This is a genomic window from Rossellomorea sp. DA94, from assembly GCF_029834455.1.
GTDB classification, from domain to species: Bacteria; Bacillota; Bacilli; order Bacillales; family Bacillaceae_B; genus Rossellomorea; species Rossellomorea vietnamensis.
This window is the reverse complement of record NZ_CP122397.1, coordinates 1,788,225-1,807,802: the sequence shown is the minus strand read 5'-3', so window position 1 is coordinate 1,807,802 and position 19,578 is coordinate 1,788,225. Positions and strand designations below refer to the sequence as shown.

Sequence of the window (19,578 nt, the reverse complement as noted above, 5' to 3'; positions counted from 1 at the left end):
GATGATCTTTCCTTAAATGGAGTGTAAAGTAAATAGTGCATATCGAGAGAACGGAGGGCATACATGGACTTGAGCGTGATTTGGGACTATTTCATTGAACACCTGAAAGAAGAGGACGGAATTGAAGAAGCACAAGTAAAATGGAGTGCCGGCATTCCATTCATCTATATTCGATCAAAGAAACCGAAAAATGAAATTGAATACTGCATCAAGAAATGGTCGGCTAAAGCCATGCGTGGAAAGAGACTGCATTCTGATACTATTTTTTTCAGGGAGAAAGAATTTTTATATGTGTATCGCCACCGGTTCTTTGTTCCCCAGGAAAAAATGTTTTGCTGTGGGAATCTCTGTGTGGATTGTGTACGGTTAAAACAATAGGTGAAATCCCCTTGAAATAAAAGAAAGAGCAGACATATTCAGTCCGCTCTTTCTTTTATTTGTTTTGTCACGCCGAACAACCGCAGCTTCCACCTGAACCGCAGCCGCCTCCACAGGATCCCCCACTTGAGAAGAAAGGATTTCCTGATGGAACCTTCACATTTTTAGAGACGGAATGTCCGATCACAAGGCTCACCTGATCAAGGAGATCCTGCAACTCGTTTTCGGCTCTGCGGAATTCTGCCACATTCTCATCAAGATCCATCTCCCGCTTAACTTCCCGGATTTCTTTCATGATGGTTTTGTAGTCAGGATGGTATCTGCCAAAGCGTTGTACTTCTTCGTAACTCTCTTTCATCCGTGAAAAGGTTTGGACCTTTCGCTGGGTTTCAGAATTGTTACGCAGTTTATATAAAGACTTACGATAATTCTCTGCCACATCAGATTCTACTATCCACTGAGATAATTCGTCAGCTGAATCCAATATTTCCATTCTTTCAATAGTAGCAAGCATAACGCCCACCTCCGTAACGATATTTTAACATGTTTTACGGAAGGAAGCGAATAGGCAAATTCGATATTTTAAAATCGAAGGCATAAGACTAAAATAAAACACCGCCGAAATGTGGCGGTGAAGTTCTCGGGCGTCTTATTGAATGGTCACATAAAATTGTTCCTTCATCCCAAATGACTGGTTGTTTTTCCCTACAATTTCAACATTTAATAGGTGCACACCTTTGGGTAAACCTTTAATGACAAAGGCAGCCGTGTGATATTCTTTATATAAATTCCCTGTATTGGATCTGACAATGATTTTTCCTTTTTTGGCGCCCTTTTTTTCTGATGTGAATGTAACACCCGGCACAATGCACTCTATATACACTTGATTTCCCTGAACCATATGTTTGATGGAAACAGGCTTTTGCTCTCGATTGGCCGCCTCCACCTTATTAGCGAACGAGAAGCTTTCCGGTTCCGGCATCTTTTCCTTACAACCGCTTAATACTAGTAAAGCGAAGGCTAACATCATCATTTTCTTCATCGTTTACACCACTCCTTACCTATAGCCTTGCCCTATCGATCCCTTTTTTACTCAAATATTGCTTGTCCAAATGACGACAAAAAAAATAGCACCTTAATTGTCGGCACTATTCATTGATTGAAACATACTGATCATCATGGAAGCCATCTGTACTCCATTCGAAAATTTTTGAACCCTGTGTGGAATCGTTTTTTCAAAATGATTGATGGACGCGATTTCAAATTTCTCGAGTTCATTTGGATTTCGGGAAAGTGTGCGATACCACTGGGGTTGATCCCTTAGAAATAATTTCAGGTCTTCTTTACCGTAAATATATTCAATGATGTCCGATCTCATATTTTACCCCCTAATCTTTCCGGAAAGAAAATGGATGGGAAGGTTTGGATGGAGCTTCCGTTTTGGTCGCTGTACCGGATCCCCTATTGTTACCTGATTGAAATTGACTGAGAACTCCCTGAACGGTCCCAAGAGCTTCACTTAAGCTGTTGATATGCTGCTGCAATTGATTAGCGTCCATTTTCTTCACCATTTCTCCCACCTGGTCCATCCACCCTCCTTTACTTTCGGAATCGGTCGAAGTCTTTTCATTCTCTTTCTCTGACTCTGTCCTATATTTATCCCACCTTGTGTCATCTTCCCCAAGCAAATACCAGTCTTCAAAGAGATCCTGCCAGTTAGCATCGCCGTTTCGTACATCCTTAATGATTTTTGGATGCTTTTTCACAAAACCTTTAAATTCTTTGACTTTAGGGTGTAATGATTTCCCCATAATATGAACACCTCCATTACAGGCTTCTACCTACTATACTTTATGAAAAGCTGAAAAGAATGGTGATACATTCCTTTTTGTAGTAATATTTACATGTAATTGCCCACTCGTTGTCCCAACAGTTCAGTGCTGACTGTGAATACTTTAAAAGGATGTTTAAACATGAGAGAACAGGTAAAAAAATTATTTAATGAATGTATGACAGGAGCTACCGATGAAGATCTCCTGATTATGAACCAGCTGCTCGAAGGTATACAGCGGAAGAAAAACAGTGAAAATGGATCAATCATCGGCGGGATCTTCGCCATGGACAGAAAAATGACAGACGGGAACTTAGAGGTGAGCATACCGATCTCTCCCGTTACATATAACTCGCTTGAAATTGTACATGGTGGTGTCACCGCTACCCTCGTTGATACTGCTATGGGTACCCTGGCAAACATGATGCTTACCGAAGGATATGGCGCAGTGACGACAAACTTAAATGTCCACTACCTGGCACCCGGTGTAGGTGAACGCCTCACTGCCCATGCGACAGTCGTTCATCAAGGAAGCAAAACGATTGTAGTGGACGGTAAAGTCGTAAGTTCTAACGGTAAAATCGTAGCTCACTCAACCGGTTCTTTTTTTATTTTCAAAAAGAATCAATAAAAAAGGTGGATTCTCCGTTCTGGAGAATCCACCTTTTTATTCTTCTTCATTCATTTTCTCTATGAAATTCTGGGTGTAAAATCGTTTGTAAACACCTACGCCAAGATGGGTGAAATTCTTCTCCAGCAGGATCTTCCTGTGACCTTCTGAATTGAGCCAGCCGTGCACAGCTTCCGGGGCATCCATATATTGCGATGCGATGTTTTCCCCAGCTGTCTTAAAACGTACATCCCCTTGTTCCAATCGCTGAGTAAGATCCCCGAGGGTAGGTGAATCATGGGAGAAGTAATCCTCTTCATACATTTCTTTACTATGTCCCCTTGCTACCTCCGCCGTTTCCTCATCCCACTCGAGAGTTTCTTCATCAAACTGATGTCTGATTACATTCGTAATATCAAATATCTGCTGTTCACTTGCTGTATTCACTTTCTCCCATTCGTCTTCACTCGGTTCCGTTTCCTCAGCGAGCTCACCACGATACATCATTTCATACGGATGCATCTCGATCAATGTGCGGCTATCCAGAAATCGGATACTCGTCAGTCGGCCTGTGATTTTGTCCAAATAAAGCTGAGCATAGATATTTCCGAGGGGTACGAGAAGGCGTGTATTCAAATCTTCTTCATTCAATTCAAATTGGTAAGCTCCTGAATCATCGTTCACAACGATTTCAGATTCGACAATGGTAAAACGATAAATATCTTCCAGGCGCTGTCCAAGCTTATAAGGTGCCACATCCACCTGATTCCCGATGGCATATAAGGTAACCACCTTATCATTCACAACACCCATTTGTATGTATTGTTTAGTTGAAATCGGATAAACCCACCAATCATATCCGTACGGACTGGGTTCGACTCTTTCCGGGTCCCCAAATGATTCCTTTACCATTTTGGTATCTTTGCCTATCCAGGTGGATAAGCCTGAAGCGGGTCTTTCCCCTGGTGTCTCGATGGATTGATTCACCTGGTTCTCTTTGTCTTCCTTAAGAGTCTGGGTTTCTGGTCCCTTTAATGGTTTGTTTTCCTGCTTTTGACCTTGATAAATACCAATAATTAAAATAATGACAAATATGATCAAAACACGTAAAACGGTTTTCAGGATCTCCCCTCCTCTCTTTCCCCATGAAAAAATAGGTCAACGTTACTATGAATAGTATACACTAATCGGATTATTAATTTGTGTCTACCATAAAGAATAGCATATTTTTACCCGTACTAAAACTGACGTACTCTTTCAATCTTTTCACAAAAAATTTTACAAAAACAAAAATCCGAACGAATTCGATTTTCAATAAATGAATGTCGAATGATCGTCCGGATCTTCTTTTGACTAAAGTGAGGTTCCGATATATTTTCCAGTGCTGCATATGCCTCTTTACCTAACGTTTCCCTTATGGCGAGGTCGCCTAAGGATATCATTCCGATCAATCTCTCCCCTTCAACTACAGGAAGCCTCCTGATCTGATTTTCGGCCATCATATGGGCAGCTTCCTCAACTGAGGTTTCCGGCCCAGCGGTGATTAGGTGTTTACTCATAATATCCTCTACCTTAGAAGAAGCAGGATGCTTTTCAGCAATACATCGGAGGACTATATCCCGGTCCGTCATCACTCCCACTATTTTTTCTCCATCCAGAATGGGAATGGAACCAATATTATATTCTTTCATTTTAAGAGCCACCTCATATACATTGTCGAGTAATGAACAGGTCTCTACATCCTTCGTCATGATATCCTTGATTTGAGTCATCTTATCCCTCCTGTTATTCAAAATATTTCATTTCCTATTTTCCAGCTTTAACATGAAAGATATTCACCTTTTTAAAAATCACCCAATTCAAATGATTCAAGACATTGCAAGATAAAGTTTTTTCCACTATTATTAAGTATGAGACATACCGCATTTAGTATCAATGTACATAAATGCTTCTACGATACGGACAGCATGGGGATAGCAATGTATCCGTCACTCTCATGCAAGCCAATATAGGAGGAAAATATTATGCGTTTTGAAGCAACTGAATTTGAAAGCTTAAAAGTCGATTTAAACCGATTGGACGAAATCATGGAATCCCATGGATTGGTCCGTGCTGGTCAATGGGATTACGAGCGTGTAACCTATGACCGTAAATTTGAAATTAGAGAAGGCATTTTCTATTTACGGATCCAGGGCCTTGCAGTCGAGGGGGATGTCGGAAAGCATGATGCTGTTATCCAATTAATGACTCCTCTACTCGGGAAACATTACTACCCGCACGGAGTTGAATATGGCGAAGGTGAAGAGTTCCCTAAACATCTTGTCACTTCTTGCGAAAAGCTCTTAGCTGATGTAAAAAAAGATGCAACGAACTTTGCATGGTAATAGCCCATATAGAAAAGACTGTCCGCCTTGTGGACAGTCTTTTCTATATGGGCTTTTTGTACGAAAGGCACTTCATTACACCCTGTTCTAAACGGAAACAAAACCTTCAAAATTTCACTTTCTTCCCACTGTTCATTCTTCTCTGACTCTAATATAATAAAAGGAAGAGGTTCCTGTTAGAAAGGGGTACACCATTGTCCAAGTTTTTCACTAAAAAAGTATGGATGATCTCTTTGGTCATCTTACTGATAGCATTAATTGCATTTTTTATTCTGCCCGTTTCCGTAACATTGATCACTGCGATCATCACCGCTCTTTTTCTTGAGCCTGCTGTAGGTTTCATCCAAAAACGCTTTTCAACAAAACGGAGGTTCGCAGTCCTTTCCGTCTTCATTCTGTTTCTGCTCCTCATCAGTGTTACCTCGTTTTTCGTCACCACTAAAGTGGTCGGAGAAGGAATTAAGCTTATTGAAGATGCACCCAAATACGTTAATCAATTGAGCGATATCTGGCTGGATTATGAAGATCGATTGTTGAATGCAACCGAGGATCTTCCCGATGAATTGGTCAAGAGCTTCAGTGATGATGTCCAGAGCTTTCTGGAGAGTGGTAAAACAAAGATTCTGAACTCATTCAACATAGAAAGAATCAGCGTGTTTTTGTCGTATATACCGAATTACCTGGTAAGTTTTCTTGTCTACTTAATCGCACTTTTTCTATTCATGCTGGATCTGCCCAGGATCAAGAAATCCATTTATGGTCATCTGACAGAAAGAACAGCTGAGAAAGTAACCTTTATGACGTCCAGACTTACCTACGTGATATTTGGATTCTTTAAGGCGCAATTTCTCGTCAGTATCATCATCTTTATCGTTTCCTTGATCGGGCTTCTTTTCATAGCTCCTGATGTGGCGATTGTCATGTCCATCATCATCTGGGTGATTGACTTCATTCCACTGATCGGTTCCATCGTTGTATTGGGCCCATGGGCAATCTTCCATCTCTTGACTGGAAACATCGCTCTCGGAACCCAATTAGCGGTGCTGGCCGCCATATTGTTGATCATCAGACGAACAGTAGAGCCGAAGGTAATGGGAAGCCATATCGGATTGTCCCCCCTTGCTACGCTCATTGCCATGTACCTTGGCCTTAAGCTATTTGGGGTATTGGGATTCATTATCGGCCCATTGCTTCTCATTGTGTTTAACTCCGCTAAAGAAGCAGGAATCATTAAAACCAACTTCAAAGTATAAAAGGGCAAATCCCGCTGCTCGGGATTTGCTTTTTTATATACAAAAAACCGCTATGCTTATTTCGCATAGCGGTTTTTATTAATATCCCAGTATAGCCCTAATAACGGACGTTGTCTCTCCACCTTTGTAGAAAACGTAAAGCAGAAGATAAACCGCAACCCCTGTGATGGCCGTAAAAAACCAGATGAAGCTTGTAATCGGACCAAGCTTGCGATGGGTTTTCAGGCGATCCTTATACCCTGTCCAAAGGCTTAAGATGCCAAATACGGCGCCTGTGGTCGCGAGAGTAATATGAAAGACCAGAAAGATCGTATAATAGACCTTGATATCATCAGGACCGCCAAATGATGTGTTCCCGACAAAAATCGTCCTGCTCAAGTAAATAACGAAAAAGATAAGGGCGAAGATCCCCGCAAGCGTCATCGTTTTCTGATGTTGTTCAATCTTTCTTTGTTTAATCTGCCACCATCCTATTGCTACAGTGACAGCACTTAACACGATGAAACTCGTGCTAATGGTAGGTAAAATAGGTAAATCCATCTCGTTTCCTCTCTTTTCTAAAAAATTCTAACCGGTATTTTCAAGGCACCTATGTACATACAGGAATAACCACACTCCCGGATATCCCTGTATACGCAATTTATTGTTCTGGCAGAGTTGAATCAGCAACCGGATCATAGGAAAGCTTCTCTTGCTGCTCCTGATCCTTTCTATACCATTGGAAGAACAGATTAAATAGCACGACTCCAAACACGATCTCCTGAATAATCTTCATCAGGACCCCCCCAAGCTGTTGGTCATTGAGAGTCGACATGGACGTGAATAATTCCGGACCTGTAAGTGTCAACCCTTCTAGTGTATTCACAGGTACACATAGAGATAACGCTTGAAGCCATTCGTTTGGATCATAATAAGTCGCATACATCGGGTTTTCGGCGAAGATGATCAATCCGCATGCCGGGGTCAATAACACGGCGCTTCCCAAGATATACCCGATTCGTTTTAGACCACTTAATTCAATATCTTCATCCACCGGATTAATCAGTGGCCACCACATAAATACGGCAAGAATGAATAATATGAACGTGGTCAAAGCGTGTAGAGTGACATCCGTCCGTACGTTATCAAAAATTAACGGGATATGGTATATCGAAAAAACCAGATTGAATGACAATAAGGAAATCAGCGGCTTGGTCATAAAGCTGAATATCGGTTTAACGACCGGTAATTCAATCGTTGCCTTCCAAACCCAATCTGGTATTCCCAAAATCAATAATGGAGTAAAGACAAGATATAAAAAGGCCATCTGTGTCATATGGGCAGAAAACAATATCCCGCTCAGAACCTCAACAGGCGATCCCTTGGTGGCATATAATAAAACCATCGAAACAAGGAAAAACGCTGCTTCCTTCCCAGTCAGCTTCCTGCTATCCCTGAAGCTGTCCCTCCACTTTATCGTAATCAAAAAATAGAGTACCGTCATAAACACCAGCGTCAGAAGAAAAAACGGGCTCCATAACGCCATAAATCCAAAAATACCCAAAGGCATCTTCTCACCTCATTTCACAATTAACACCTACCCCCATTATACTGACAACCCTCCCCCACTTCAATGCGAGGTCATGACAAGTTCTTGAACAAATCGAAAAGCGGAGCCGACTGGGTTGGCCCGACAAGCATAAGATGAATGGGCCGGGAAGGCGTTCTTTGCCTTCTTGGACCATTTAGCTTATGACCTCGAGGGACAAGGAGGCGGAGCTGGACAATCTAAAAGCAGAGGCGCCTTGAACAGGCCCGACAAGCACAAAAAAAGCCAGCCAAACGGCTGACTTTTCTTTAGATCCATACAATTGTTAAAAATGTTAACACTGTGATAAATGCAACAAGTGCACCAGAATACAGGAACAATGAAGGAGCTTCATGACCCTTATGACTCATATGCATGAAGTAATACAGTTGAAACACCAGCTGAACGACTGCCAGTAGGAGAATGAATGGTACAACAAAGTACTTATCGAAATCCCCTGCTACAGCGATAAATGCCACCAATGTTAAGAAAATCATTAACATGAAGGATGTTAACTGCATTTTCATGTCTTCTGCATTCTTCTTACGACGATACTCGTAATCTACACTTGGGTTACCTGAAGTTGATTGTTGATTCGCCATCAGTTTATCCCACCATTCCCATTAAGTATACTACTGTAAAGATAAATACCCATACAACGTCGATGAAGTGCCAGTATAGTGAAGCTAAGTAGAACTTCGGAGCATTGTACAGATTCAAACCACGTTTCGCATTGCGAAGCATCAAGCTGACGATCCATAGAAGACCGAATGCAACGTGCCCCCCGTGGAATCCTACAAGTGTGTAAAAGGCTGAACCAAAGGCACTACTAGTAAAAGTATGCCCATATTCGTGTACGTAATGATTAAACTCATAAATCTCTAATCCAAGGAAGCCTGCACCTAAAAGCACAGTGATCAATAACCAGGCCTGCATCCTCTGGAAATTAAAGTTTTTCATATGATACATCGCATAGACACTTGTCAGCGAGCTTGTTAAAAGCAGCATCGTTGCTAAAAAGGAAAGCGGTAAATCAAAAAGATCAGTAGTGAGAGCATGGCTATCACTAGGAACTCTGTTTTTAAGAGCTAAATACGTTGCAAAAAGAGAGCCGAAAAGGACCGTTTCTCCACCAAGGAAAAACCAGAAGCCCATAAATTTATTTTTCCCCTCAAGGGTCGCCTTTTCAGGGGAGGCCGGCCAGGTCTTTGGCGTGAATTTTTCTTCAGCTTGCATTATGCCTTACCCCCTTTATCGTCATCCATTAAATCTTCTTTATGCACATGATAACCGTGGTCATCTACAACAGAACGAAGGAACATGGATCCCAATGTGATAAGCATACCGATGATGAGAACAGGCAGTGCCCATGCTTTATCATCTACGTGATACATGGCACCAAATGCCGCAATGAATAATCCCAGTGAGATAAAGAAAGGTAAAATGGAATTATTAGGCATATGGATATCACCGATAGGTTCAGCTGGAGTCAACCCTTTATTCCCTTCCATTTTCTCTAACCAATACGCGTCCAACCCACGGATAAGAGGTGTTTGTTTAAAGTTATAGAACGGTGGTGGTGACGGAATTGCCCATTCAATGGTACGTCCGTCTCCCCAAGGGTCGTTGGATACTTTTACACCTTTAACTTGTGTTGAAATGATATTGATGACATAAACGATTACAGCTACACCCATGAATCCTGCACCGATGGAGCTGATTAAGTTAGCCGTTTCGAATCCTTGACCAGGCAAGAATGTCCAAACACGACGCGGCATTCCCATCAGTCCAAGGAAATGCTGGATGAAGAACGTCAGGTGGAAGCCGATAAAGAATAACCAGAACGCGATCTTTCCTAAGAAATCGTTCAACATGGTTCCAAACATTTTTGGCCAGTAATAATGAGTACCTGCTAGTAGGGCAAATACTACCCCACCTACGATAACATAGTGGAAGTGGGCAACAACGAAATACGTATCATGGAACTGGTAATCTGCCGCGGCAGAAGCCAGCATGATTCCCGTTACCCCACCCGCTACGAAAGTAGGGATGAATGCTACAGCATATAGCATAGGAGTTGTGAATCTAAGACTTCCTCCCCACATAGTAAGGAGCCAGTTAAAGATCTTGATACCCGTCGGAACGGCAATTGCCATTGTAGCAACCGCGAATATAGCATTCGCGATAGGTCCTAAACCAACCGTGAACATGTGGTGGGCCCAAACCATGAATCCTAGGAAACCGATCAACACGGTCGCAAATACCATGGATGAGTAACCGAATAAGCGTTTTCTAGAGAAGTGTGGAATGATCTCTGAGAAAATCCCGAACGCAGGCAGTACAAGGATGTATACCTCAGGGTGACCGAAAATCCAGAAGAAGTGTTCCCAGATAATCGTATTCCCTCCATTTGCTACATCGAAGAAATTCGCTCCGAACATACGATCGAATAACATTAAGAACAAACCTACTGTCAAGGCAGGAAATGCGAATAAGATAAGTGCCGATGTAACAAATACTGTCCAGGTAAAAAGTGGCATACGCATATATGTCATTCCTGGAGCACGCATATTAATGATCGTTACAAGGAAGTTGATACCACCTATCAATGTCCCCGCACCGGCAATCTGTAACCCTAATACATAGAAGTCGATTCCATGACCCGGTGATGCCAGGGAAAGAGATGCATAAGATGTCCATCCTGCATCTGGAGCCCCTCCCATGAACCATGAAAGATTCAGGAATACTCCCCCTAGGAAGAATAACCAGAACCCTAATGAGTTTACGAAAGGAAACGCAACGTCACGGGCACCGATCTGCAGTGGTACAACAGCATTCATAAATGCAAATATCAGCGGCATGGCAGCCAGGAATATCATCGTCGTACCGTGCATCGTTAATAATTCGTTGTATAAACCAGCGCTAACAAAGTCGTTGTTAGGAACGGCAAGTTGTATACGAATGATAAGAGCTTCTAAACCACCGACAAGGAAGAAGAATCCCCCTGCCATTAGGTAAAGGATGGCGATCTTTTTATGGTCCACTGTTGTCATGTAGTCCCATACAGTCGCGCCGAAGCCTTTTTTCTGTGAATAGCTACTCACGATTAAACCTCCCTTTTACTAATCCCCAATTAATCTTGAACCTTTAAGCCCATTAAATACTCTGCAAGTGCATCAATTTCATCTTCCTGCAGGTTACCATATGTACCTGTCATTTTATTACCTGGTTTGTACTGCTCAGGATCTGAGATCCAATTTTTCAACTCTTCTTTATTGTGATCCAATACGCCAGCGATACGTGAACGCTCACCGAAGTTGGATAAGTTAGGAGCAAGTCGAGCAGATTCAGGTCTTCCATCCTGCGGTGATACCGCGTGACAGCTTAAGCATTTCTTGTTGAAGATTTCTTGTCCTTGTTGGGCTAAATCAGAAGTCGGTTTCGGTTCTCCTGCATTTTTCATATCTTCAACCCATGCTGTAAATTCTTCTTTAGGAAGCGCTTTAACTTTAAAGTCCATTAAAGCGTGGGAAGGACCACATAACTCGGCACATTTACCATAGAATAATCCGCCTGCTTCTTCGGCCTTTTTCCCGTCAAACTCAAGGAAGAATTTATTCACACCATCTACGTTTGTATCAATCTTTCCTCCTGCTGCTGGAATCCAGAATGAGTGTTTTACATCCGAAGCTGTCACATTGAAATATACCTTCTGGTCAGTCGGGACAACTAAGTCTTGAGATGTAATGATCTTTTCATCAGGATACTCGAACTCCCACCAGTAAAGGTTGGCACGTACATTTACGACCAATGCCTCACGATTTCCGTCTGCATCCTTTTTATCCATCGCCTTTGTATCCGCTAACTGGAACGTTGCGGTAACAGTCGGAACAGCAAGGATAAGAAGTAGGATGATCGGGATAACGGTCCACACAATTTCAAGTGTGTGACTCCCCTCTACCTGCTTAGGGATTTTTGTATCCCCTTTCTTTCTACGGAAACGAACGATCGCAACCATATAGACAACCATGACTACAATGATGACCAATACCATAATTAATGTAGCAAGTATCATCAAATCATATTGTGTCTGTGCTACTTCACCAGCTGGCTGCAGTGTGGAGAGAAATGGCTCTCCACAGCCAGATAGAACTAGCGCCAACATTGCTACAACTGAAAATAAGCGCCACTTAGATAGCCTTGCTTTCATAGCTTAATCAAACCCCTCTTTCATGTAATGTACTTTGAATAAAACAAGGACCCATAAAAATATCTATTTGGATTTCTTAACAGAAAGAATTCCCGCTAATCTTAAAGTACCGTAACGATGACCATCGCTACGAACAAGATAGTCAAGTAATTTAATGAATAGACAAACATAAGCTTTGACCACTTAATATCGTCTTTCATTTTATACCCTGCCAGACCAAGTGCCAGCCAGCCGATGTTAAAGGCCGTTGCCAGAATAAAGAAGAACATTCCGAGATCCATCAAGAAGAAAGGAAGGGGTAAAAGGGCTGCAACCCATGCTACGATATGGTGCTTCGTTGTAGCGAATCCTTTCACTACTGGAAGCATCGGTATACTAGCTGCTCTATATTCTTCCACTCTTTTCATCGCTAACGCGTAGAAATGAGGAGGCTGCCAGATAAACATCATCAGGAACAGTACCCAGGCGACTACATCCAGGTTTGCATCTACAGCTGCCCAGCCGATCAGCGGCGGAACCGCACCTGAGATACTTCCAACAATTGTGTTGCTTACATATTTTCTTTTTGACCACATTGTATATAATACAACGTAACTAAATACCCCGATCAACCCAATGACACCCGCAGTGACGGTTGTCATGAATAACATGATCAGACCGACCGCAATCATGATTAACCCAAGGGACAATGCCTTTGGTCCATTGATTTTGCCTGTTACGGTTGGCCGTTCCTTCGTTCTTTCCATCAGATGATCGATGTCCCGGTCATATACATTGTTAATGGAGCAGGACCCCGCAATAATCAGGGAAGAACCTATCAACGTAAGAAACATGATATCCAGGGAATTTAGAAAGTGTGTATTCGTAAAATAAAAGGCTAACCACATACCTGTAAAGGTTGTAATTAAATTGGAATTAACGATCCCAATTTTAATGAGCGCTAAAAAATCCTTCCAAGCAGTTGAAGCTGTCACATCTGCTTTTTCAACGTCTGTCATGATTCGACTGTTAGACATTTTCTCTCTCCTCTCTATAAAAGGCAAGAGGTTTGTTGCCACCTCTATACTATATAGGAAATGATTAACTATTTCTATATTCATCTGTAAAAACATCCACAGATAAGAAATAGTATATATGCTATCAATATTATATTAAACCATATATTTTTTCCTTTTTGGGGGAGAATTAGACAATTATGTGAAGAAATTGTGAAGAAAGGAAGACGCAGAAGTTTCTTCATATTTCTACAAACATTTTAATCCCATCATACCATAAAACACAGCTAAGCGCTTACAGATTTTGTTTTTACGCAAATTAGTCCTTCCCTACTATTACTATTCACTATTCTCCCTAGATAAATGCTCATAATTCTGTAACATTTTATCGGTTGAGTTTTTCACACCTATTATGTAATATCGTAGAGGCATATATATTTTTCTACTATATTTATTTATAGAAAGTGTGTAGAGTCTTTTAATTAAGAAGGTGAATAGATTGCAAAAAGGTGTTCACAAAGGATTAAAGTGGCTTGCCGTTCTGACTACCCTGGGTATGTTATTCGTGCTGTTAGGTGGAGCCCTGGTGACGAAGACGGAATCCGGCATGGGCTGCGGGCGATCTTGGCCCCTTTGTAACGGACAGTTCATTCCAAGTGATATTACATTTGAGCTTGTTATAGAATTAGCACATCGTGTTGTATCAGGCGGTGTGGGGTTATTGGTTCTGGCTTTATCGATCTGGTCATGGAGGTCAATCGGTTATAAACGGGAAACAAAATTCCTTGCAGCCCTTTCTTTCTTCTTTCTTGTATTGCAGGGACTAATCGGTGCTGCAGCTGTATTATGGGGGCAATCGGATTTCGTCCTGGCCATCCATTTCGGAATTTCCCTCATCTCTTTTGCTTCCATATTATTATTGACACTGCTGATTTTTGAAGTCGACCAGAAATTTGATGCGAATTCATTGGTCATCGACAGACGGATGAGATTTCATACGGTCGGGGTGACGATTTATAGTTATCTTGTTGTTTATACCGGCGCCCTCGTAAGGCATACGGAGTCCAGCCTGGTGTGCAAGGATTGGCCATTATGTGTCAACTCCTCCCCAAGTCTCCCCACTAACCTGTACGAATGGATCCAAATGGGGCACAGGGCAGCAGCAGGCTTCATCTTCTTATGGATTGCCTATATCACTTACATTGCCATTAAAGAGCATAAGCATCAGAAAGTGATCTACTGGGGCTGGATCATCGCCTTTACCCTGGTTTGTCTTCAAGTAATGAGTGGTGCACTCGTAGTGTTCACAAGACTGAACCTGGCGATTGCCTTAATGCATGCTTTGATCATTTCGTGTCTGTTTGGATTATTGTGTTACTTCAATCTTCTTGCTTCAAGAAGTAAACGGAAGCAATAGAAAAAAAGGATTCCGGTACCTGTACCGGAATCCTTTTTCATTATGCTTTATTCACTTCAATCAATAAATCCCCAGGGCTTATGGCATCCCCATTTTGCACATAGATATCTTTAACTGTTCCTGCAAAAGGCGCCTGTACGGTCGTTTCCATCTTCATGGCTTCAGTGATCATTAAATGATCTCCCTTTTCAACCGTTTCCCCTTTTTCTGCAATGACCCTTATAACCGTTCCCGGCATAGAAGCACCGATATGATTTTCATTTTTCGCATCAGCCTTCATTTTGGCCGCCACAGTGGATTTAATGCTTTCGTCCTTAATGACCACTTCACGGGCCTGGCCATTAAGTTCGAAGTAAACGATACGTGTACCATCTGCCTGAGCCTGTCCAATCGAGACAAGCTTCACGATGAGCGTCTTCCCTGTTTCGATTTCCACTTCAATTTCTTCACCCAGCCTCATCCCAAATAAGAATGTAGGGGTATCAAGGACCGAGATGTCCCCGAATTGATCCATTGTTCGTGCGTATTCCATGAATACTTTCGGATATAGGGCATATCCAAGGGCATCAAAACTCGTGACAGGACGCTCGAGGTCTTCAAAGAGTTTTTCTTTCAGGGCTGTGAAGTCCACATCATCCAGCAGTTCTCCAGGTCGCACCGTCAACGGATTGCGCCCTTTCAAGATCACGCTCTGCAATTCTTTCGGAAAGCCTCCGTGAGGTTGACCCAGTGATCCTTCAAATAATTCAACCACTGAATCAGGAAAATCGATTTTCTCCCCTTTTTCGAGCACGTCTGTTTCTGATAAATCGTTTTGAACCATAAACAAAGCCATGTCTCCGACCACTTTAGAAGAAGGAGTCACCTTGACGATGTCCCCGAAGAGATGATTGACCCTTGCATACATGTCTTTGACTTCTTCCCAGCGATGACCGAGCCCAACTGCTTTTGCCTGCTGCTGAAGGTTGCTGTACTGCCCCCCTGGCATCTCGTGTTTGTATACTTCTGAATGCGGTGACATCATCCCGCTTTCAAAGTCTGTATAATACTTCCGGACGTCTTCCCAATAGTGAGACAGGGTTTCCAGGGAATCAATGTTAACATTCGGTTCTCTTTCAGTCCCTTTTAACGCATAATACAACGTATTGGCACTAGGCTGGGACGTCAATCCGGACATGGTGCTAAGGGCCGTATCGACAATGTCGACACCCGCTTCGACGGCTCTTGCGTATGTGTAGATCCCGTTCCCGCTTGTATCGTGTGTATGCAGATGAATCGGCAGGCTCACTGTATCCTTCAGTTCGGAAATCAACCGGTAGGCTGACTGCGGCTTCAACAGCCCCGCCATATCCTTGATGGCCAGAATATGTGCCCCACTCGCTTCGAGCTCTTTGGCCATGTTTTTATAGTAATCGATATCATATTTTGTCCGTGTCGGGTCATCGATATCACCGGTATAGCATATGGCCGCTTCTGCGATTTTCCCGCTTTGTCTCACGGCGTCAATCGCCACTTCCATTCCCTTGATCCAGTTTAAGCTGTCAAAAATCCTGAAGACGTCGATACCGGCAAACGCTGATTTCTCGACGAATTCCCTGATTACATTATCCGGATAGTTCTTATACCCTACCGCATTGGATGCTCTAAGGAGCATTTGGAATAGTACATTAGGAATGCGCTCCCTCAAAGTCAACAATCGATTCCATGGGTCTTCCTTAAGAAAGCGGTAAGCCACATCGAATGTCGCTCCCCCCCACATTTCATAGGAGAACATATCTGGCAGCAACTGAGATGTCGGTGCTGCAATCTGTTTCAGATCATTTGTTCTGACACGCGTCGCCAGCAATGATTGATGGGCATCACGGAACGTTGTATCGGTGAGGAGGACTGAATTCTGTTCTTTGACCCAATTCACCAGACCGTCCGCCCCATGCTGATCAAGGATTTGTTTCGTTCCGGGTTGAAACTCTTTCTTTACATCAAGAGCCGGTACCCGCGGTTTTTGGAAGACAGGTTTTTTCTTTTTCTCTACTCCCGGGAATCCATTTACGGTGACGTTCCCGATATACGAAAGCATTTTCGTACCACGGTCTTTCCTTATCGGGAAAATGAATAGTTCAGGAGTCGTGTCGATAAACGAGGTATCATACTGTCCCGTAATGAAGTTTTCATGCTTGACGACATTTTCTAAAAACGGGATATTCGTCTTGATTCCCCGAATTCTAAATTCTTGAAGATTTCTGACCATTTTGGACGCAGCTTGTTCGAATGTAAGGGCCCACGTGGAAAGCTTCACGAGAAGGGAATCGTAATAAGGTGTAATGACCGCACCCTGGAATCCATTCCCGGCATCGAGGCGGACCCCGAAGCCACCACCTGAGCGGTAAGCCATGATTTTCCCGGTATCAGGCATAAAGTTGTTCAATGGGTCTTCCGTTGTCACGCGGGATTGAATGGCAAATCCATTTGTCCTGATATCATCCTGAAGAGGGATACCAAGCTTATCGCTGTGCAGGGCATATCCTTCGGCAATTATCAATTGTGATTGTACAATATCCACTCCCGTCACCATTTCCGTAATGGTGTGTTCCACTTGAACCCGTGGATTTACTTCGATGAAGTAGAATTGATCATTTGCTACAAGGAACTCAACGGTCCCGGCATTCACGTACTTGACATTATCCATTAACCGGACGGCTGCCGCGCAGATATCTTCCCTCAAGCGATCGCTCAACGATACGGAAGGCGCAATTTCCACTACCTTCTGATGGCGTCTTTGAATGGAACAATCACGCTCATACAGATGGACGATGTTACCATCATGATCTCCAAGAATCTGGACTTCAATGTGCTTCGGATTTTCAACAAATTTCTCTACATAAATTTCATCATTGCCAAAGGCTGCCTTCGCTTCTGATTTAGCCCGCTCATAGGCTTCTTTTAGGCTTTCAAGATTGCGGACGATGCGCATTCCCCGTCCACCGCCACCCAATGAGGCTTTGATGATGATAGGGAATCCGTTTTCCTTCCCGAAGCTGATGACTTCTTCCAATGTATCTACAGGTCCATCAGTACCCGGAATGACCGGAATATTCGCGAGCTGTGCCTGATGGCGTGCCTTCACTTTGTCACCAAACATATTCAAGTGCCCAGAATGTGGCCCTACAAAGGTGATTCCTTCTTCTTCACACCTTCTTGCAAAATGGATATTTTCAGACAGGAAGCCATATCCAGGGTGGATAGCGTCCACATCTGCATTCTTTGCAATTCGGATGATCCCTTCTATATCGAGATAGGCATCAATAGGCTTTTTCCCCTCACCTATCAGATAGGCTTCATCTGCTTTATAGCGATGATATGATCCTGAATCTTCTTTACTATAGATCGCTACGGTTCTAATATTAAGTTCCGTACATGCTCGGAATACACGGATGGCAATCTCTCCGCGGTTTGCTACCAGTACTTTTTTAATTCGTTTCAATACACTCTCTCCTTTTGGCTGTTCATGATTGAAATTCCCCATATTGAAGTCTATGAAAAAAGGGCTGACCCCAAAGATAATAAAGAAGTATCTTAGGGGGCAGACCCTAGACTTAGAGTTTTAGATACTCTATCAAAGTGACCTACATTTTTACACCATATATTTTTTTGCTATTATCCTTATTCTCCGAAGGATAGTCATTTTCCTTCTTTGTTTTATATTTTTCTTCAAATTTTACAAACATCGACACATTTACGAGGACACCCATCGACAAAGATAGCACTAAGAGGGACGATCCACCGTAACTGATGAACGGGAGTGGGACCCCAGTGATCGGTATTAAGCCGGATACCCCTCCAAGATTGATGAAAGCCTGAATGCCGATCATGCAGGAGATCCCGATTGCAAGCATCGTTCCAAACGGATCCTGGCATTTCACGCCTGTATAAATTCCCCTGAGGACAATATAGGAAAGGCCGAGGATGACAAAGCTTACCCCGAATACCCCTAACTCCTCAGCAATGATGGCCATGATGAAATCCGTTTGGGGCTCGGGTAAATAGCCAAGTTTTTGGACGCTTTGTCCTAATCCGAGACCTTTCACTCCCCCGGACCCGATTGCAAGGTAAGAATTCACCAAATGGTACCCTTCACCCTGTGCATATTTAAACGGGGAAAGATAGGCTTCAATCCTGCTAAGCCTTTCCTTTGTGAAAATGAAGCCCCTTGCCAGGTATATGACCGGGGAGAGGACAATTAAAAATCCCACTCCAAGCCCTGCAAGCTTGAAAAATGTTTTATAACTGATGCCCGAACAGGAAATGACGATGGCACCGATGGCAAAAATGATTGCTGCCGTACCGAAGTCAGGTTCCAGGAATACTAGGAAGCATATGAAGCCAAGAAACAGTAATGGAGGTGCAAGACCTTTATTGAAGTCATCTATGTATGCCTGCTTCTTGGAATAAACGGAACCAAGGTAAATGATGACGGCAAGTTTCGCAAATTCCGATGGCTGTATGGGCATGAACCCTAAGTTGATCCAACTTTTAGCGTTATTCACCTCATACCCAAAAATATGTACCGCAAGTAATAAACCGATGATCACAATCATCAGGCCTTTGATGATCTTACTTACTTGAAAGGCTTTATACGGAAACCACGCTGCTGCCGTAAAGGCAATAAAGCCGATGATGATATTGATCATCTGCCTTTTATAAAAGTGATCGCTATCCCAGCCAAACCGTTCCACTGCCATGACCATACTGGCACTATAAATCATGACGAGGCCAAATAAACAAAGAAATACATACACAGCGATTAAGGAATAATCGTAGGATTTTGCTATTTTTTTAATCATGACATTTCAATCCTTTTTCTCTTATATCATTTTCATCTTTCAAATCATCTTTCCTTAACAAAAAAACTCAAACAACAGATCTATGTATTGTT

The 19,578-nt window shown here is 42.7% G+C and carries 20 protein-coding genes; 5 read left to right on the top strand and 15 right to left on the bottom strand.

Going from position 1 to position 19,578, the window contains the following annotated elements:
* The first annotated feature begins 63 nt into the window (after nt 1-63).
* The gene (locus P8596_RS09445; RefSeq protein WP_224520325.1) at nt 64-378 is read left to right on the top strand and encodes a hypothetical protein; all 315 of its coding nucleotides are present in this window, start codon (nt 64-66) and stop codon (nt 376-378) included.
* A 67-nt stretch (nt 379-445) separates the two neighbouring features.
* Here the strand turns inward: P8596_RS09445 and P8596_RS09440 are convergent, their stop codons facing one another.
* The 4 genes from P8596_RS09440 to P8596_RS09425 form a co-directional block, all read right to left on the bottom strand.
* A complete protein-coding gene (locus tag P8596_RS09440; RefSeq protein ID WP_034755927.1) occupies nt 446-892 on the bottom strand; it encodes a YlbF/YmcA family competence regulator in 447 nt (148 codons plus the stop codon).
* Nucleotides 893-1,027: 135 nt separating this feature from the next.
* The gene (locus P8596_RS09435) at nt 1,028-1,420 is read right to left on the bottom strand and encodes a hypothetical protein (protein ID WP_051758155.1); all 393 of its coding nucleotides are present in this window, start codon (nt 1,418-1,420) and stop codon (nt 1,028-1,030) included.
* Between the two features lie 93 nt (nt 1,421-1,513).
* On the bottom strand, nt 1,514-1,756 hold the full coding sequence (locus tag P8596_RS09430) for a YlbE-like family protein (RefSeq protein WP_224520327.1): 243 nt from the start codon (nt 1,754-1,756) through the stop codon (nt 1,514-1,516).
* A gap of 10 nt (nt 1,757-1,766) precedes the next feature.
* Nucleotides 1,767-2,189: a YlbD family protein gene (locus P8596_RS09425; RefSeq protein ID WP_224520328.1), complete on the bottom strand. Its 423-nt coding sequence runs from the start codon at nt 2,187-2,189 to the stop codon at nt 1,767-1,769.
* A gap of 162 nt (nt 2,190-2,351) precedes the next feature.
* Between P8596_RS09425 and P8596_RS09420 the strand changes: the two genes are divergently transcribed.
* Nucleotides 2,352-2,840 (top strand): PaaI family thioesterase, encoded by a 489-nt coding sequence (locus P8596_RS09420; RefSeq protein ID WP_279726697.1) that lies wholly within the window; start codon nt 2,352-2,354, stop codon nt 2,838-2,840.
* 36 nt (nt 2,841-2,876) lie between these two features.
* On the opposite strand, the gene P8596_RS09415 is transcribed toward P8596_RS09420, so the two are convergent.
* Both P8596_RS09415 and P8596_RS09410 read right to left on the bottom strand, forming a co-directional pair.
* Nucleotides 2,877-3,806 (bottom strand): CAP domain-containing protein, encoded by a 930-nt coding sequence (locus tag P8596_RS09415; RefSeq protein WP_279726696.1) that lies wholly within the window; start codon nt 3,804-3,806, stop codon nt 2,877-2,879.
* A 251-nt stretch (nt 3,807-4,057) separates the two neighbouring features.
* A complete protein-coding gene (locus tag P8596_RS09410) occupies nt 4,058-4,591 on the bottom strand; it encodes a CBS domain-containing protein (protein ID WP_347815207.1) in 534 nt (177 codons plus the stop codon).
* A gap of 252 nt (nt 4,592-4,843) precedes the next feature.
* Here P8596_RS09410 and P8596_RS09405 point away from each other — a divergent pair, with 252 nt between their 5' ends.
* Nucleotides 4,844-5,203 (top strand): YugN family protein, encoded by a 360-nt coding sequence (locus tag P8596_RS09405; protein ID WP_034755941.1) that lies wholly within the window; start codon nt 4,844-4,846, stop codon nt 5,201-5,203.
* A gap of 194 nt (nt 5,204-5,397) precedes the next feature.
* The gene (ytvI, locus tag P8596_RS09400; protein WP_034755943.1) at nt 5,398-6,456 is read left to right on the top strand and encodes a sporulation integral membrane protein YtvI; all 1,059 of its coding nucleotides are present in this window, start codon (nt 5,398-5,400) and stop codon (nt 6,454-6,456) included.
* A gap of 78 nt (nt 6,457-6,534) precedes the next feature.
* Here the strand turns inward: ytvI and P8596_RS09395 are convergent, their stop codons facing one another.
* The 7 genes from P8596_RS09395 to cyoE form a co-directional block, all read right to left on the bottom strand.
* A complete protein-coding gene (locus tag P8596_RS09395; protein WP_034755946.1) occupies nt 6,535-6,996 on the bottom strand; it encodes a DUF420 domain-containing protein in 462 nt (153 codons plus the stop codon).
* A 100-nt stretch (nt 6,997-7,096) separates the two neighbouring features.
* The gene (gene ctaG / locus P8596_RS09390; RefSeq protein WP_279726695.1) at nt 7,097-8,005 is read right to left on the bottom strand and encodes a cytochrome c oxidase assembly factor CtaG; all 909 of its coding nucleotides are present in this window, start codon (nt 8,003-8,005) and stop codon (nt 7,097-7,099) included.
* A gap of 287 nt (nt 8,006-8,292) precedes the next feature.
* A complete protein-coding gene (ctaF, locus tag P8596_RS09385; RefSeq protein WP_034755952.1) occupies nt 8,293-8,625 on the bottom strand; it encodes a cytochrome c oxidase subunit IVB in 333 nt (110 codons plus the stop codon).
* Nucleotides 8,626-8,629: 4 nt separating this feature from the next.
* On the bottom strand, nt 8,630-9,259 hold the full coding sequence (locus P8596_RS09380; RefSeq protein WP_061811140.1) for a cytochrome (ubi)quinol oxidase subunit III: 630 nt from the start codon (nt 9,257-9,259) through the stop codon (nt 8,630-8,632).
* The gene (gene ctaD / locus P8596_RS09375; RefSeq protein WP_034755956.1) at nt 9,259-11,127 is read right to left on the bottom strand and encodes a cytochrome c oxidase subunit I; all 1,869 of its coding nucleotides are present in this window, start codon (nt 11,125-11,127) and stop codon (nt 9,259-9,261) included. Before ctaD ends, P8596_RS09380 begins: the two co-directional genes overlap by 1 nt.
* Before the next feature lie 29 nt (nt 11,128-11,156).
* Nucleotides 11,157-12,233 carry a cytochrome c oxidase subunit II gene (coxB, locus tag P8596_RS09370; protein WP_034755959.1) on the bottom strand — a complete coding sequence of 359 codons (1,077 nt, stop codon included), beginning with the start codon at nt 12,231-12,233 and terminating at the stop codon, nt 11,157-11,159.
* A gap of 101 nt (nt 12,234-12,334) precedes the next feature.
* The gene (gene cyoE / locus P8596_RS09365) at nt 12,335-13,249 is read right to left on the bottom strand and encodes a heme o synthase (RefSeq protein WP_034755961.1); all 915 of its coding nucleotides are present in this window, start codon (nt 13,247-13,249) and stop codon (nt 12,335-12,337) included.
* 478 nt (nt 13,250-13,727) lie between these two features.
* On the opposite strand from cyoE, the gene P8596_RS09360 reads away from it, so the two are divergent.
* Nucleotides 13,728-14,645, top strand: coding sequence for a COX15/CtaA family protein (locus tag P8596_RS09360; protein ID WP_034755964.1), 918 nt, complete (start codon nt 13,728-13,730; stop codon nt 14,643-14,645).
* Nucleotides 14,646-14,685: 40 nt separating this feature from the next.
* Here P8596_RS09360 and pyc read toward each other — a convergent pair whose 3' ends face one another.
* Together pyc and P8596_RS09350 are read right to left on the bottom strand one after the other, a co-directional pair.
* Nucleotides 14,686-18,168, bottom strand: coding sequence for a pyruvate carboxylase (pyc, locus tag P8596_RS09355; RefSeq protein WP_279726694.1), 3,483 nt, complete (start codon nt 18,166-18,168; stop codon nt 14,686-14,688).
* 100 nt (nt 18,169-18,268) lie between these two features.
* Nucleotides 18,269-19,486, bottom strand: a complete 1,218-nt coding sequence (locus P8596_RS09350; protein WP_034755970.1) for an FtsW/RodA/SpoVE family cell cycle protein — start codon at nt 19,484-19,486, stop codon at nt 18,269-18,271.
* Between the last annotated feature and the right edge of the window lie 92 nt (nt 19,487-19,578).